Here is a 16,728-nt window from a genome sequence, read left to right as displayed (position 1 = left end):
GTGGGTTATTCCTGGTGAGCGACAAGGTTGTGTCATTAAACCGGCAGGGGGATATTTCCACCTGCCGGACAATACGCCGGTAAAAAAAGTGACGTTATCGTTATTGGATTTTTTGTTGGTAATGCTCTGTTCCCTGACGGATCTGATCGAGGATCACCGACAAGGCCCAGAATTTTTCCAGCACATTATCGCTGGTGACCCGGCAGTTATCGTGCTCGAAAGTCCCCAAACGCTGGTGGTAAATCTTGGCGTTTTTGGGGTAGCCCAACGTTTCGGTCACTGCCGCCAGTGACAGGAAAGTCGCCAGTTCCTGCGCCAGTTCTGGTTGCTGCTGGCTTTGGGAGTAGAGCCACTGATAGAGCTCCGGGTGGAAATTGGTGAACACACCGCTAAAGCCTTTGGAACCGGCGCGCATTGCCGGAAACGCGATGGCGGCGTTGGCGTTGATGATGTTCAGCGGTGTGCCTGCCGTGAGTTTCACCCGGCGTTCTACCGTTGGCAGGTCGCAGCTCACGTCTTTGAGTACCACAAAGCGGCCGCTGTTGGCGCAGTGCATCAACTCGTCATCGGTTAACAGACGGCGATAAGGGGCCGGGCATTCGTACAGGCCGAGCGGCAGCGTCACAGGCAGGGATGCCAGCAAGGTCTCCAGCGTCTCAAAGAACGTTGCCGAGCCCTGATTTTTCGGGTCCAGATGGTTGGTGACCAACACCAGTGCATCGATGCCGGTGTCCGCCATCGCCTGCAATTCGGCTATCTGGTCATTGATGTCGTCGCTGATGTGACCGGATGCGATAACCGGTATGCGCCCTGCAACCTGTTCTACCACGAAACGCGCCAGATTCACGCGCTCCTCCAGGCTGAGAAACAGCATTTCGCTGGACTGACAGACGGCGAACAGTGCGTCCACGCCTTTGTCCAGATACCAGTCGATCAGCTTCGCCAGACCGGGGTAGTCTATTTCGTTTCTGGTGTTAAACGGGGTCAGCATGACGGGAACGATGCCTTCGATGCTTTTCATTCTCTTTCTCCTTGCCCGAAAACCGCTTCGGGGTGTTTAAAATAGGGTGTGGGGATTAGCGTTGTGCCAACCGGTTCGTCACTTGCTGATGCGTTGGCATATTGGCCGCGCCTTCCCGTTCGACCGCCAGAGAGGCAAACGCATTCGCGTACGTGGCAGCCTGCGCCACGCTCTGCCCGGCGGCGACGGCGGCAGCAAACGCGCCGTTGAACGCATCGCCAGCGCCGGTGGTATCCACGCTGACGGCAGGAAAGGCCGGGATATGCTGAAATTGCTGGCCGTCAAATAGCAGGGCACCATTGGCACCCATGGTGATTATCACCCGTGCGGCACCAAGCGCATGGATTTTTTGCGCGGCTTGTCTGGCGCTCTCAAGGTTACTGATTTCAATACCGGATAAGAGCGACGCTTCCGTTTCATTTGGGGTGATGATATCCACATAATCGAGACAGGATACGACGTCATCGGAATACGGTGCCGGGTTCAGGATAATTCGGGTGTCGAGCGCTCTGGCTAATTTCATGGCGCTCAAGGTCGCCGGGAAGTTATTTTCCATTTGCAGCAATAACACATCTGCGTCTTCCAGGTCGGGCATAATCTCAGCGATTTCTTCGTCGGTCAGTGTTTTATTCGCCCCGGAATAAATGGCAATCATATTTTCGCCGTTTTGTTGCGAGACATAAATAATCGCATTACCGGTAGGTTCTGTTTCTGACTGGTATAATTTAAAGGAATGAATAGGGGATTTTGACAAATGCTCATATGCGAAGTGACTGAATTGGTCTTTTCCTACTTTAGACACGAAATGTACTTTTGCGCCGGCCATACTGGCTGCCATCGCCTGATTCGCGCCTTTTCCTCCCGGCCCCAATGCACTGCCTTGCGCCAGCAATGACTCTCCACCTTTAGGAAAACGGGCGACCCTGGCAACAATATCCACATTAAACGAACCAAGAATACAGACTTTACCTTTCATGGTTTTATCCTTTTTTCGGGTACTTCTATTTCTGACCTGATTCTTTATTTTTTTTAACAGGACTTCGAAGTCTTTCCCGGTTTCGGTAATCAGCTGAGATTGCAGACTGCGCCGAATAATAATGGCACCGCCGTGACAGCGTTGAACTAATCGCTGTCGGGCCAGCGCATTCAGATCACTGCGGATGGTTTCTCTGGTGACAGAAAAAACCTCGGCCAGATACTCCACGCTGACGCGATCATGTTGATCCAGATAGTCCAGAATCTTGTTTCTGCGTTCTTCAAGAAACATACCGTTAACACCTCTTGAATGAGAGTAATGGAGCCGTCCTGGTTGAAAAGTGACCGTGATCATAGGATGTCGGATAAAACGGAAGTAAACAAAAATCCCCACTACATCTACCGGGCAACACGAGAGGCTGTCAGTACGCAGGGTGGCGAGATGTGAAAGCCGTCACACTGATATTGAAATAGGCAAGATAATCAGCGGTTATTGCGCTGCGTTCCGGGTTGCAAATGTTTTAGAATCGGAAACATACATTCATTGGCGGGAAGCGTTGGGCTATTGTCATGATTCGAATTGTTGCGCTATCCAATCCGCGTCTGGCGCAGGCGTTTGTCGACTATATGCACACGCAGCAGATCCGGCTGGTGGCCCGTATTAACGGGAATGAAGTCGATATCTGGCTGCCGGACGAAAGCCAGCAGGCGCGGGTCAAGCAGGAACTGGAGCGTTTTCTGCAAGAGCCGTGGCATGAACGCTATCAGGCCGCCAGCTGGCAGAGCGGCACCACCAACAGTGGGCTGCGTTACCCGTCGTATTCCTATCTGCAAACCTTACGTCAGCGTGCCGGGCCACTGACACTGGGCATGCTGGTGGTCGCCATTGCGGTTTACCTGTTGATGCAGGTGTATGGTGTTAATCGCATGATGACGCTGCTGGCCTTCCCGGATAGCACCCAGACCCTGCAACTCTGGCGCTGGTTCAGCCATGCGTTGTTGCATTTTTCGCTGTTGCACCTGCTGTTTAATCTGATGTGGTGGTGGTACCTCGGCGGTCCGGTGGAACGTGTCTTGGGTACCCGGCGATTGTGTGTGATTTTACTGCTGTCATCCGCGATTAGCGGGTGGGTGCAGTCCTGGTTTAGCGGCGTCTATTTCGGCGGTTTGTCCGGCGTGGTGTACGCCCTGATGGGGTATGTCTGGTTACGTGGCGAGCGTGAGCCGGGCGGGCCACTGCACCTTCAACGCGGCCTGATGGCGTTCGCGCTGGTGTGGCTGGTGGCCGGGTATTTCGATATTTTGGGCATGTCTATCGCGAATGCGGCGCATGTCTCGGGGTTAGTCATTGGCGTGCTGATGGCATGGTGGGATACGCGCCAGCGCCGCCGTTAACGCTATCATACCGTTACCGCAGCCTGATACGTGGTGTATCGCCGCGTGGCTACTACCGTGTGCATTTTACAATGAGCGCGGTTTCTTAGTTGGCCGACATGACGTCATGTCGGCGTTTGAGGGGATTAATGTGAAGCAAACACAGCGGCACGACGCCATTATCGATCTGGTGCGTCGGCAGGGATACGTCAGTACCGAAGAGCTGGTGGAACATTTTGCAGTCAGCCCGCAGACCATTCGTCGTGATCTGAACGATCTGGCGGAACAAAACAAGATCCATCGCCACCACGGTGGCGCGGCGTTGCCCTCCAGTTCAGTGAATACGGCTTACCATGATCGAAAAATGATGTGGTCTGATGAAAAAGCCAGGATTGCGAGGCAGGTCGCCAGTCAAATTCCGGATGGTGCTACGCTTTTTATAGATATCGGTACGACACCGGAAGCGGTGGCTCACGCGCTGATGAATCATAAGGATTTACGCGTGGTCACCAATAACCTGAATGTGGCAACGTTACTGACCGCCAAAGAAGACTTCCGCCTGATACTGGCGGGAGGCGAGGTGCGCAGCCGCGATGGCGGCATCATTGGCGAGGCCACGCTGGATTTTATTTCTCAGTTCAGGCTCGATTTCGGCATTTTGGGCATCAGTGGCATTGATATGGATGGCTCGTTGCTGGAGTTTGACTACCACGAGGTTCGCACCAAGCGTGCAATCATCGAAAACTCCCGTTGCGTGATGCTGGTGACAGACCATTCCAAGTTCGGCCGTAATGCGATGGTCAATTTGGGCAACATGGATTTGATCGACTATCTTTTTACCGATCAGTTACCGCCACCCAGTGTGCTGAAAATCATCGAACAACATAAGGTACAGTTGGAGTTGTGCTGATCCCGACGTGCCTTTTTCCATCACCCGCAAAGGAGAGAGGCACGATGTCACCCTTATTCAATCCTTCCCAGTTTACTGTGGCGTTGCAACGCCAGTTGCAGGCTCTCGCTCAGCCGTCGTTACAGGCACTGTCGTTACGCCAGTGCTGGCAAGTGGTGAGTGCGGCGCTGACGGAGCAACTGGATGTGTTGATAGCTGCCGAGTCGTCTCCACCTGATGACGCCACGTCGGTATCGCGGCATGTGAACTATCTGTCGATGGAGTTCCTGCCGGGTCGCCTGACTGGCAACAATCTACTCAATCTGGGGTGGTATGACGCGGTGGCGGAGGTGCTGGCCGGGCACGGGCTGGCGTTGAGTGATGTGCTGGAGCAGGAAACGGACCCGGCGCTGGGTAATGGTGGGTTGGGGCGATTGGCCTCTTGTTATCTGGACGCGATGGCGACAGTGGGACAACCGGCGATAGGCTACGGCCTGCATTACCAGTATGGCTTGTTCCGCCAGCATTTTGACGCCGGTTTCCAGCGTGAAACCCCGGATGACTGGTTGCGCGACGTTTACCCCTGGGCGCGCCCGCGCCCGGAGCTGGCGGTAGAAGTCGGTTTCGGCGGTGAGTTGGTCATCCAGCCGGATGGCCGCGAGCGTTGGATTCCGGATCAGGTCGTTATCGGCGAAGCCACCGATATCCCGGTTATCGGTTATCTCAATGGTCGTGTACAGCCGTTGCGGCTATGGCAGGCTACCCACAGCGAGCCATTTGATCTTGAACAGTTTAATGCGGGCCATTATCTGAAAGCCGAGCAGCAGGGTATCGCTGCCGCCAGCCTGACTAAAGTGCTGTACCCGAACGACAATCATGCGGCAGGTAAAAGACTGCGTTTGATGCAGCAATATTTCCAATGTGCCTGCGCGGTCGCGGATATCTTCCGGCGGCATGAGCGTGCCGGACGGCCGCTGGCGACATTACCCGATTATGAGGTGGTGCAGCTAAACGATACCCACCCGACGTTGGCGATTCCCGAAACCCTGCGCCTGTTACTGGATGAATACGATCTATCGTGGGAGCAGGCCTGGCAACTGACCGGGCGCTTATTTGCCTACACCAACCATACCCTGATGCCGGAAGCGCTGGAGTGCTGGGATGAACGGCTGTTCGGTCGGCTGTTACCGCGCCATCTGTCGATAATCAAAACCATTAATACGCATCTGCGCCAGCAGGTGGAGGCTCGCTGGCCGGGTGATAAGCCTGTCTGGGCGCGACTGGCGGTGGTGTATCGTCGTCAGGTGAGGATGGCGAACCTGTGCGTGGTGGCGTGTTTTGCGGTGAACGGCGTCGCGCAGATGCACTCGGACCTGGTGGTACGCGACTTGTTCCCGGAATATCACCAGTTATGGCCGACGAAATTTCATAACGTCACCAACGGTATTACGCCGCGTCGTTGGCTAAAACAGTGTAATCCGGCACTGTCTTCACTGATAGATGACACCCTGCGTACCGAATGGGGTAACCGGCTTACGCTGTTGGAGGGGCTGGCTCCCTACGCACAGGATAGTGCGTTTCAGGCGCGCTATCGCCGCATCAAACAGGACAATAAAACGCAACTGGCACAATTCTTACGGCGCGATTACGGCATCGCTATCGATCCGAACGCGTTGTTTGATGTGCAAATCAAACGGTTGCATGAATATAAGCGGCAACATCTGAATTTACTGCATATTTTATCGTTATATAAGCGATTGCTTACCGACCCTGGATTGGATATCGTGCCGCGCCTTTTCCTGTTTGGCGCCAAGGCAGCCCCGGGTTATGTCCTGGCCAAAAATATTATTTACGCCATCAACTGTGTGGCGGAACACATTAACCGGGACAAACGGGTCAACGATCGCCTGAAAGTGGTTTTTTTACCGGATTACCGTGTCTCGCTGGCGGAGAGGATTATTCCGGCGGCCGATGTATCAGAGCAGATTTCCACCGCAGGCAAGGAAGCGTCTGGGACGGGGAATATGAAACTGGCGTTGAATGGCGCCTTGACGGTGGGGACGCTGGATGGCGCCAATGTGGAGATGGCGCAGGAAGTCGGTGCGGAGAATCTGTTCATTTTCGGGCATACCGTCGAGCAGGTAAAAGCGTTGATTGCCGGCGGCTATAAACCCACCCGTTATATTGCCGAGAATCCACTATTAAAGGAAATCCTGACTGAGCTGCGGGAAGGTAAGTTCAGTCATGGAGATAAAACGGCGTTCGCCCCTTTGCTCGATAGCCTGCTAAAACTGGGTGATCCCTATCTGGTGTTAGCTGATTTCGCCCCTTACTGCCAGGCTCAACAGCGTGTGGATGAACTGTATCGTGAACCTGATGAATGGACGCGTCGCTGCATTCTGAACACGGCTCATATGGGCATGTTCAGTGCTGATCGGGCAATTCATGATTATCAGAAACGCATCTGGACGATGCGTGATTAAGGAATCAATACCATGGCGTTGAAAGCAAAAAAATCTGTACCCCACCATCAGGGGATCGCTGATACCTATAAAGATGCTTACGGTAATGAACAGGCAATCGATAGCGACACCCGTAAAGCGTTGCTGCAATTGCTGGATGTGGCGGAACCGGCTACAGCCCCCTTGCCTTCAGTCTATGTGTTTCGTCAGGGGCAGCAGCACAGGCTGCCGTTGCATGGCGAGGGCGACTATATCTGGACGCTCATGTTTGAAAAAGGCGGCGTTATCGAAGGCCGTTCCGGTGGTCAGGCAACGTTGGTGCTGCCTGATAATCTGCCGCTCGGCTACCACCAGTTAATGCTTACGCAGGGTGAGCAACAGTGGTCTTGTCGGGTGATTGTCGCGCCGACACGTTGCTACGAGCCGGACCCGCTGACACAGGGGAAGCGTTGGTGGGGCGTCATGGTACAGCTGTATACCCTGCGCTCGTCCGATAACTGGGGAGTCGGCGACTTTGGCGATCTCAAAACGCTGGTGGAACAGGTGGCGCGCCGTGGGGGCGCTTTTGTCGGCCTTAATCCGCTGCATGCGCTGTATCCGGCAGAGCCGGAAGCCGCCAGTCCGTACAGTCCTTCTTCACGTAACTGGCTGAATATTATCTATATTGATGTGAATCAGGTGGATGATTTTCATCAGAGTCAGGCGGCCCAGGCCTGGTGGATGCAAGACGACATTCAACGACAACTGACGGCGGTCCGCGCCAGCCGATGGGTGGATTACACCGCTGTTACCCACCTGAAACTGACCGCATTGCGTCTGGCATTTGGTCACTTCACCGGCCGTAGCGCGCTGGATCCGCGCAAAACCGCTTTTTTGCAGTTCCTGAAAACCCACGATGAAAGTCTGCTACAGCAGGCCACCTATGATGCGTTACAGGACTGGATGAAGCTGCAAGGCAAACCGGCTGCTGACTGGCTGCAATGGCCGCAGGAATACCACGATGCCCGCAGCGAGGCCACTCTGCGTTTTCGACAGGAACACGCCGATGATGTGCAGTTCTATTGCTGGTTGCAGTGGCTGGCACATGAACAGCTGGCATCCTGTTTTTCCCATAGTAAACAGCTGGGTATGCCGATAGGTCTCTATCGTGATTTGGCAGTGGGCGTCGCGCAGGGCGGCGTCGATACCTGGAGCGACCAGCAGTTGCATTGCCTGTCGGTAACCATCGGCGCCCCGCCCGATCCGCTGGGGCCGGGCGGGCAAAACTGGAACCTGACGCCGATGCACCCGACGCGTTTGCGCCAGCGTGGGTATCAGCCGTTTATCGATTTGCTACGCAGCAATATGGCGCACAGTGGCGCATTGCGTATCGACCACGTAATGGGGCTGCTGCGTCTGTGGTGGATTCTGAATGGCGGCACGGCGAACCGTGGTGCCTACGTGCTTTACCCGGTGGATGACTTGCTGGGGATCCTGGCGTTAGAAAGCCATCGTCACCGCTGTCTGGTGATCGGTGAGGATCTGGGCACCGTACCGGAGGAGATCGTCAACAAGCTGCGCGACAACAGTATCTATTCTTATAAAGTCCTGTTTTTTGAAAAGGATCAGCACGATCGTTTTCGTACCCCGGATGAATACCCAACCCGCTCGATGGCAACCATCACCACACACGATCTGGCGACGCTGCGCGGCTACTGGCAAGGGGTCGATCTGACGTTGGGCAAAGATCTTGGGTTATATCCCTCAGAGGCGTTGTTGAAGCAGCAGCACGATGCGCGTGAACGCGCCAAGCAAGGGCTGTTGGATGCACTGCATGAACAGGGACTGCTACCCCAGCGTGTGGGACGTAATGCATCGCTGACCACCATGAGCGCCCAGCTTAACCGGGGTGTGCAGCGTTATCTGGCGGACAGCGCCAGTGCATTATTAGGGTTGCAGCTTGAAGACTGGCTGGACATGGCGACGCCGGTGAATGTACCTGGTACTAACCAGGAATACCCCAACTGGCGACGTAAGCTGAGTCGTCCGCTGGATTCCATTTTCACTGACCGCTATCTGGAACGGCTGATTCGGGATATTGATTTGCGCCGTGGCGGCCCGGTGCCGTCTCGAACCAAAAAGACAGTCAAACCGGCGGATAATCCGATGGATAATGGAAAGCAGGAACAGGCAAAAAAGCCTGAGTGACGAGAGTACGCGTCGGCAGGGTTAACCGATAGCAGAAACGATGAGCGGCCAGATGACTGACCGCTCATGACAATCAAAACCACAGTGGCTGAATTGGCACCCGCTTAATAATAGGAGTGCTCACCGCGCTGATGTTCAGTCAGGTCGCGTACCCCTTTCAGCTCCGGGAATTTTTCCAGCAACTCTTTCTCGATGCCTTCTTTCAGCGTGTAATCCACCATCGAACAGCCGTTGCAACCACCACCGAACTGCAAAATGGCGTAGCCTTCTTCGGTGATTTCCATCAGTGATACGCGGCCACCGTGGCCCGCCAGTTGCGGGTTAATCTGAGACTGCAACACATATTCCACCCGTTCCATCAGTGGAGCATTATCATCGACTTTGCGCATCTTGGCGTTCGGTGCCTTTAGGGTCAGTTGCGAACCCAATTGGTCGGTCACGAAGTCGATCTCGGCGTCTTCCAGATACGGTGCGCTGAGTTCGTCCACATAGGCGGACAATTTCTCAAACTTCAGCACGGTATCGTTCGGCTCGACGGCATCGGGCGGGCAGTAAGACACCCCACACTCTGCATTAGGTGTACCGGGATTGATAACGAAGACACGAATCTGGGTGCCTTCCTCCTGTTTTGCCAGCAGTTTGGCAAAATGCTCCTGAGCAGCGTCGGTAATACGAATCATAATGTTAACTCAATAGTTGACTACGCTAGTTGGTTATAATACGCCCATCCCGGCGGTTACGACAAGGTGCGACATACACACCATACCTGAACGTGTTGCGCACCGGCACGCAATAGCGTGCGGCTGACCTCCGCCGCCGTGCTGCCAGTGGTCACCACATCGTCCAGTAACACTAACCGTTTGCCAGCAACGCGCTGGCTGATGACATCCTGTCGGCATCGAAACGCGCCGCGCAGGTTGCGACGCCGTGAACGGGCTCCCAGCGATTGCTGGGGAACGGTATGACGCACGCGAATCAAGGTATCAGGGTCATAGGCGCACCCCAGCCAGTGTGCCAGCCAGCGCGCGATCAGGTCGGTTTGGTTGAATCCTCGACGCCAGTGACGCCGTCGGTGTAGCGGAACCGTGACGATAGCATCAGGACGGGGATAAGCGTCGGGCAGGCGCAGAACCGTATCCCGGCGACATCCCTGCCAGTGTAACAGCACCAGCCGCGCCAGCGTCGGAGCCAGCTCACTACGTCCCTGAAGTTTGAAGCGCTTAATGAGGCGGCTGAGCGGTGGCTGGTAGTCGCTGACAAACAGGAGCGACTGCCATGGTGGCGGCTGTTGCAGACAACGTCCACACTGCAGGATATCTGAGGCCGAAGGCAATCCGCATCGTGGGCAACAGACAAGTGGTTGGGGCAGATGACGGCGGCAGTGACTGCAAATTCCGTGATGACTATGATAGAGCGGCTGCTGGCAGAGCCAGCACTGTGCCATGATCGTCAACATTGTCTCGTTCCCTGAGTTATCAGGCCGCGGGAAGCATGGCCTGAACTATTCTACTTCTGAGCTACTCTACTTCCGACGGAGGACACAATAACTCATGGAATCATTGCACTGGCACACGCAAGGAGAAGGCGCATGCGAACTTGTGATGCTGCATGGCTGGGGAATGAATTCGCAGGTGTGGAACAACATCGTTGTGCGACTGGCCCCGCATTTCCGCCTGCATTGTGTGGATTTACCGGGTTACGGCCAGAGTCAGGGATTTCCCGCTATGTCGCTGGAGGCGATGACCGAAACGGTACTGGCAGGCGCACCCGCGCGAGCTGTCTGGTTGGGGTGGTCGCTGGGCGGATTGGTCGCAAGCCTGGCGGCGATCCGCGCACCAGAGCGGGTAAGTGCGCTGATTACCGTGGCCTCTTCACCCCGCTTTGAGGCCGCAGATGAATGGCCCGGTATCAAACCGCTAGTGTTGTCCGGTTTCCAGCAACTACTGAGCGAGGATTTTTCCGGCACTATCGAGCGGTTTCTGGCGTTGCAAACGCTAGGTACTGAAAGCGCCAGAAAAGACGCACGTCTATTGAAGGCGGTCGTCACGACGCAACCGTCGCCGACAGTGGAAGTGCTGGACGGCGGGCTGGAGATTCTACGTCGGGTGGATTTACGTCAGGAACTGGCCGGGCTGACGACGCCATTCCTGCGCATGTATGGCGCACTCGATGGGTTGGTGCCGCGTAAAGTTGCCGCGCTGATGGACGAACTGTACCCGCATTCCACTTCGGTCGTGATACCGAAAGCCTCCCACGCCCCGTTTATTTCCCACCCGGAGGCGTTTGTGGAGCATGTGGTGGAGTTTGTGAAACTGCATGTGTGAGACAGGATTTGATAGCCTGGTTGTAACGAGATAGCCTGACAGGCTTATATACAAAAGGAGCTATCCCATCAGGGTAATGCTTGTCAGTTAAGAACCTGTCCCAATAGGACTATTTCACTTGCCATTTTGGGCCTGGGCAGTGCTCGAAATCCTCACGTACTACGTGTACGCTCCGGTTTACTCGCTGCGCTCGCCCGTTGGGCCGGACAATAACGTTGCCTGTTCAATATGCGTTGCATATTGTCTGCGGGCTGTCCGTGTCCAAACAGGCTCCGCCAATGACGCCTATTGGGATAGGTTCTAAGTATCACTGTAAGCGGAACGATCGCTAGGGGAGGCGTTCCGCTGGGAATTCTCTCCGGCGTTTATTATTGAGTTCTTTGCTATATTTTTGAAAATGAATGCATCGATGCCTGCCAATAACTAACCAGAGCCAATAATACAGCCCGATTTTTTCCGATTAATTTTTTCTTTTATAGTGGTATGTTCTGTAAATAAAGAAATCCAATCAAATTATGTCATAAATAATTTTGGTTGCAGGAAGGAAATATACTCATCACTTAAAAGGTGAAGGATATATATTTAATAACAGTGAAACCATTGATAAGGAGTTATGCTATGCCAAATCTTGTTATTGTTATTCCATTTGACGCTGATGTGAATTGCGATCTCGATAGCGGTGCGGAAGATATGCGGAATTTTTTTAATAGTATAGCTAACCACAATTTGGGAGAAAATGTTGGTGCTCAGATAAATCAAATCGACATTGTCTATAGAAATACAGCTTATAATTGTGCTAATGGAGATTATGTAATCGTATTTGCACATGGTGGAGATAACAACACAGATCTTGCTAATAATCAGGGGCAAGTTATTACAATGAATAACGCGATAACTCTTCTTGAAAATATTGGTGTTCATAATACGGTAAGAGTATTATTCATGTGCTGTTTCTCTGGGGTTCAAGGACATATTGCGCGTGTCTGGAAAGCACAATATCCAGCACAGCAAACTTATGGCGGGAATGGCGTTATAGCCAATCTATATTCATCAACAAGAACCCAGATTCGTGCCGTATGTGCAGCGTTAGGCCCACTGTAATATGTCGCTGAAAGTGGATAAAACCGCTGATGATTCAGCGGTTTTATCTTATGGAATTTTCCTCATATTTTCCGAAGTGCGTTTTAGAGAGAAACGGATATGTCTTAACGTTTCTTAAACGCCGCCGCCAGTGCGTCGCTCATGGCGCTGTTACCGGCTGGGGTGCTGCTGGTCTGGCGTGGGCGTGCCTTGTTGCCCGCCTGCGACGATGGGCGGGCGGCATTCGCGTTGTCGCGCTCGCGTCCGCCGCCACGACGGCTATTGCCTTCGCCCGGTTGTTCGTCCAGCCGCATGGTCAGCGCGATGCGCTTGCGTTGCAGGTCGACCTCCAGCACTTTCACCTTAACGATGTCACCGGCTTTCACCACCTGATGTGGGTCTTCCACGAAGCGATCCGACAGTGAAGAGATGTGCACCAACCCATCCTGATGTACGCCGATATCCACAAACGCACCAAAGTTGGTGACGTTGGTGACAGCACCTTCCAGAATCATGCCCGGCATCAGGTCGTTGAGGGTTTCCACCCCGTCGGCGAAGCTGGCGGTTTTGAATTCCGGGCGCGGGTCGCGACCCGGTTTTTCCAGCTCTTTGATGATGTCGGTCACCGTCGGCACACCGAAGCGATCGTCGGTGAAGCTGGCCGGTTTCAGGTTGCGCAGCGCGCTGGCGTTGCCCATCAGATCCTGCAACTTCTGCTCGGTTGCTGCCAGAATACGCTCCACCACCGGGTAGGCTTCCGGGTGGACGGTGGAGGCATCGAGCGGGTTATCGCCGTGGTTAATACGCAGGAAGCCCGCGCATTGTTCGAAGGCTTTCGGGCCGAGGCGGCTGACTTTCAGCAACTGCGCACGGTTGTTGAAACGGCCGTTTTCATCACGCCAATTGACGATGTTTTGCGCCATCATCCGGGTGAGGCCCGCCACACGGGTCAACAGCGGCACCGAGGCGGTGTTCAGATCGACGCCGACGGCGTTCACGCAGTCTTCCACCACCGCATCGAGTTTTTTCGCCAGTTGAGTCTGGCTGACGTCATGCTGGTACTGGCCGACACCGATGGATTTCGGGTCGATCTTGACCAGTTCGGACAGCGGGTCTTGCAGGCGGCGAGCGATAGATACCGCGCCGCGCAGCGATACGTCCAGACCTGGGAACTCCAGCGCCGCCAGTTCCGAGGCCGAATAGACTGAAGCCCCCGCTTCGCTGACGATCACCTTCTGCGCTTTCACTTCCGGGAACTGCTTCTGGGTATCAAGGAAGAAGCGTTCGGTTTCACGCGATGCGGTGCCATTGCCGATAGCGACCAGCTCGACCTGATGCTTGATGCATAACGCGGCGACGATGGCGGCGGCTTTGGCTGCCTGACCGGTGTGCGGATAGATAGTGTCGGTGGCTACCAGTTTACCGGTCGCATCCACCACGGCCACTTTCACACCGGTGCGAAGACCGGGGTCCAGCCCCATAGTGGCACGCATACCGGCAGGTGCTGCCATCAGCAGGTCGTGCAGGTTGCGGGCGAAGACGTTGATGGCTTCGTCTTCGGCTTTCTCACGCACGCTGCCCATCAATTCGGTTTCCAGATGCAGCAGCACCTTGATACGCCAGGTCCAGTTCACCACGGCACGTCGCCAACTGTCTGCTGGTGCATTACCAAGGCGTAGACTCAGATGGTCGATGATGATCTGCTCGCAGTGGCTCTCTTTGGGCGGTTCATCAAACTGCGGGTCGGCATTCAATGCGAGTTGCAACACGCCTTCGTTGCGGCCACGGAACATCGCCAGCGCACGGTGCGACGGCACTTGCGACAGCGGTTCGTGGTGGTCGAAATAGTCGCGGAATTTGGCACCGTCTTCCTCTTTGCCTTCCACCACACGAGACACCAGATGGGCGTTTTTCCACAAATAATCACGCACCTTGGCCAGCAGCGCGGCGTCCTCGGCAAAGCGTTCCATCAGAATGTAACGTGCACCGTCGAGCGCCGCTTTGACGTCGGCCACCCCGTTTTCGGCGTTGACGTAAGTCTCTGCCGCCTGTTCCGGTGTCTGCGTTGGGTCGTTCCACAGGCTGTCTGCCAGCGGCTCCAGCCCGGCCTCAATGGCGATTTGTCCTCGGGTGCGGCGTTTCGGTTTGTAAGGCAGGTAGAGGTCTTCCAGCTCGGTTTTGCTCAGCGTACCGTTGATGGAGGTGGCCAGCGCATCGGTCAGCTTGCCCTGTTCTTCAATCGATTTGAGGATAGTCTGGCGGCGTTCTTCCAGTTCGCGCAGGTAGGACAGGCGGCTTTCCAACTGGCGTAGTTGGGTGTCATCCAGCCCGCCGGTTACTTCTTTACGGTAGCGAGCGATAAACGGGACTGTGTTGCCCTCGTCCAGCAGTTGAATGGCCGCGCTCACCTGCTCGGTACGCGCCTGCAATTCGCTGGCAATAATCTGGCTTAATGCGTTCGTCATAGTGGTATCAACAAAATAGTGTTATCAACAAGATAGTGTAATTAGCGAGATAATGAATGTTGTAAGGATAGACAACTGGGGGACAGTTATACGGATTGACGGCATAAAATGCCAGTCAGACAAATGGAGGGTTTGTGGCGGGTCGATGTATGCCGACCCGCAAACAGGTTACGCGTTGTCGCAGAACGGTGCGATATAGCGCTGATAGCGTGAAGGTTTCAGTTGCTGTAAGTCCACCAGTACCAGGCCATCGACACAGTTGTTGAAATCGGGATCGACGCCAAAGTCGATAAATTGTACGCCGCCTGGCTCGCACACTTCCGAGTATTGTTTATACAAGGTAGGAATGGAGCATCCCATGTTGCTGAGCATGCTTTTGAGTCGGGTCAGGTCCTGCTGGTAGTCGTCCCCTTCGAACTGTCGTAATACGTCCGGCAACGACGCCGGGTAAGGCCGACGCGAACGGGCCAGCATCTGACTGGGCGCGAAATGCAGGCGGTAGAAGGCAATCAGCAGGTCGCGTGCGGTAGACGGCAAGGTACTGGACAAGGAAACCGGGCCAAACAGATAACGGTACTCCGGGTAGCGGGCCAGATAGGCGCCAATGCCCAGCCACAGATAATCCAGACCGCGTTTTCCCCAGTACTTGGGTTGGATAAAGCTGCGGCCGAGTTCGATACCGCTGGCTAACACTGGTGCCATCTCTTCGCCATATTGGAACAGGCTGTGGCTGTACAGGCTACCGATGTCTTTTTCCGCCAGCAGGCGTGCGGTTGGCGTGAACCGGTAAGCGCCAACGATTTCCAGTTCACGCTCATCCCATAGCACCAGATGCAGGTAGTCGTCGTCGAAGCTATCGAGATCGCGGCGTTTGCCGGTGCCTTCCCCCACGGCGCGAAAGGCGATTTCCCGCAGGCGTCCCAGCTCACGCAAGATAGGCACATAATCTTCGCTGCCACGACGATAGAGATAAATTTTCTTGCCGTCCGGCGTGGTGCCGAGCGTTTCACAGCTTTCTAACGCGCGTTTAAGCAACGAGCGCTCTTCGGGAAGTGCAATCGGCTTTTCACCAGAGAAACAGCCGGGCTTACCGTGACCCAGCCGGTAGACATGACGACGGAAACGGGCAGCCAAATCATTGGGCTGCCACTCGCCCTGATTCCAGGTCGAGTAGGGGATCTGCGCACCAATGCGAAAACGCAGTCGGTTGCCGTGCTGGCGGAACATTTCCCGCACCAGCAACAGGGTGGATAACGGGCGGTAAATCAGCGACGAGAGATAGAACAGGTTGCTGTTACGGCCGCTGATGTGGATCGGGACTATCGGCGCACGCGCTTTGGCTGCCATGCGAATAAAGCCACTATGCCAGTGACCGTCGCGGATGCCTTTCAGGCTCATGCGGGAGACTTCACCGGCCGGGAACATAATGATTGCCCCCTCGGCGGCCAAATGTTCCTGGATAGCGGCGAGCTGGTGGCGTCGGGTACGATTGCTGAAGTTATCTACTGAGAAAAACAGTTGTTTCAGCGGCCCGATATAGGACAGTAATTGACTGGCGACGATACGCACGTCTGGGCGCACGCTGGCGACAGTACGCAGTAAGGCAAGTCCATCCAGCGAGCCAATCGGATGATTGGCCACCAGTACCACCGGCCCCTGGCTGGGAATGTTTTCCAGGTCGCCTTCTACCATTTCGCAGTTAAGGCTGAAGTGATCCAGAATCTGCTCTACCAGATCCAACCCTTTCAGGTGTGGGTAGCGCTGGGCAAAATCCTGTATTTCGGTTTCGAATAACATCGTGCGCAGAATGGAGCGCTGCCACTTCGGCGTGGGACGATGCGGTGCGAGATCTTGCAGAATGGTATCCAGGCTGAACATAGATTGGCCTCCGTAATCACCGTTGTCACGGTAAGGGAGGGAAGTGACATCTTTATTTCAGTCTTAGAATAAA

Annotated in this window: 12 protein-coding genes; 6 read left to right on the top strand and 6 right to left on the bottom strand. The window is 54.8% G+C overall.

Annotated features, from left to right (window positions below; translation table 11 throughout):
• Nucleotides 1-100: 100 nt before the first annotated feature.
• Complete coding sequence (locus tag DZE2538_RS18065) at nucleotides 101-1,021, bottom strand: dihydrodipicolinate synthase family protein (protein WP_038914770.1); 921 nt, start codon at nucleotides 1,019-1,021, stop codon at nucleotides 101-103.
• Nucleotides 1,022-1,076: 55 nt separating this feature from the next.
• On the bottom strand, nucleotides 1,077-2,288 hold the full coding sequence (gene rbsK / locus DZE2538_RS18060; RefSeq protein WP_019845132.1) for a ribokinase: 1,212 nt from the start codon (nucleotides 2,286-2,288) through the stop codon (nucleotides 1,077-1,079).
• Nucleotides 2,289-2,566: 278 nt separating this feature from the next.
• Here rbsK and glpG point away from each other — a divergent pair, with 278 nt between their 5' ends.
• From glpG to malQ, 4 genes are all read left to right on the top strand, one after another.
• Nucleotides 2,567-3,391, top strand: coding sequence for a rhomboid family intramembrane serine protease GlpG (gene glpG / locus DZE2538_RS18055; RefSeq protein WP_019845133.1), 825 nt, complete (start codon nucleotides 2,567-2,569; stop codon nucleotides 3,389-3,391).
• 130 nt (nucleotides 3,392-3,521) lie between these two features.
• Nucleotides 3,522-4,280 (top strand): DeoR/GlpR family transcriptional regulator, encoded by a 759-nt coding sequence (locus DZE2538_RS18050; protein WP_012768014.1) that lies wholly within the window; start codon nucleotides 3,522-3,524, stop codon nucleotides 4,278-4,280.
• A 44-nt stretch (nucleotides 4,281-4,324) separates the two neighbouring features.
• Entirely contained in the window at nucleotides 4,325-6,742 is a 2,418-nt protein-coding gene (gene malP / locus DZE2538_RS18045; RefSeq protein ID WP_038916919.1) for a maltodextrin phosphorylase, read from the top strand.
• A gap of 12 nt (nucleotides 6,743-6,754) precedes the next feature.
• On the top strand, nucleotides 6,755-8,908 hold the full coding sequence (gene malQ / locus DZE2538_RS18040; protein ID WP_038916918.1) for a 4-alpha-glucanotransferase: 2,154 nt from the start codon (nucleotides 6,755-6,757) through the stop codon (nucleotides 8,906-8,908).
• A 104-nt stretch (nucleotides 8,909-9,012) separates the two neighbouring features.
• On the opposite strand, the gene nfuA is transcribed toward malQ, so the two are convergent.
• On the bottom strand, nucleotides 9,013-9,588 hold the full coding sequence (nfuA, locus tag DZE2538_RS18035; protein ID WP_023640930.1) for a Fe-S biogenesis protein NfuA: 576 nt from the start codon (nucleotides 9,586-9,588) through the stop codon (nucleotides 9,013-9,015).
• A 56-nt stretch (nucleotides 9,589-9,644) separates the two neighbouring features.
• Nucleotides 9,645-10,364 (bottom strand): DNA utilization protein GntX, encoded by a 720-nt coding sequence (gene gntX / locus DZE2538_RS18030; RefSeq protein WP_038916917.1) that lies wholly within the window; start codon nucleotides 10,362-10,364, stop codon nucleotides 9,645-9,647.
• A gap of 94 nt (nucleotides 10,365-10,458) precedes the next feature.
• Here gntX and bioH point away from each other — a divergent pair, with 94 nt between their 5' ends.
• A complete protein-coding gene (gene bioH, locus DZE2538_RS18025) occupies nucleotides 10,459-11,232 on the top strand; it encodes a pimeloyl-ACP methyl ester esterase BioH (protein WP_038916916.1) in 774 nt (257 codons plus the stop codon).
• A 618-nt stretch (nucleotides 11,233-11,850) separates the two neighbouring features.
• Nucleotides 11,851-12,333 (top strand): hypothetical protein, encoded by a 483-nt coding sequence (locus DZE2538_RS20965; RefSeq protein ID WP_152486149.1) that lies wholly within the window; start codon nucleotides 11,851-11,853, stop codon nucleotides 12,331-12,333.
• Nucleotides 12,334-12,437: 104 nt separating this feature from the next.
• Here DZE2538_RS20965 and DZE2538_RS18015 read toward each other — a convergent pair whose 3' ends face one another.
• Both DZE2538_RS18015 and olsF read right to left on the bottom strand, forming a co-directional pair.
• Complete coding sequence (locus DZE2538_RS18015) at nucleotides 12,438-14,777, bottom strand: Tex family protein (protein WP_038916914.1); 2,340 nt, start codon at nucleotides 14,775-14,777, stop codon at nucleotides 12,438-12,440.
• A gap of 168 nt (nucleotides 14,778-14,945) precedes the next feature.
• Entirely contained in the window at nucleotides 14,946-16,655 is a 1,710-nt protein-coding gene (gene olsF / locus DZE2538_RS18010; protein ID WP_023640924.1) for a bifunctional ornithine lipid synthase OlsF, read from the bottom strand.
• Nucleotides 16,656-16,728 lie beyond the last annotated feature (73 nt).

It is taken from the genome of Dickeya zeae NCPPB 2538, from assembly GCF_000406165.1.
In the GTDB taxonomy this organism is placed as follows: domain Bacteria; phylum Pseudomonadota; class Gammaproteobacteria; order Enterobacterales; family Enterobacteriaceae; genus Dickeya; species Dickeya zeae.
This window is presented reverse-complemented; position numbering and strand designations above follow the sequence as displayed.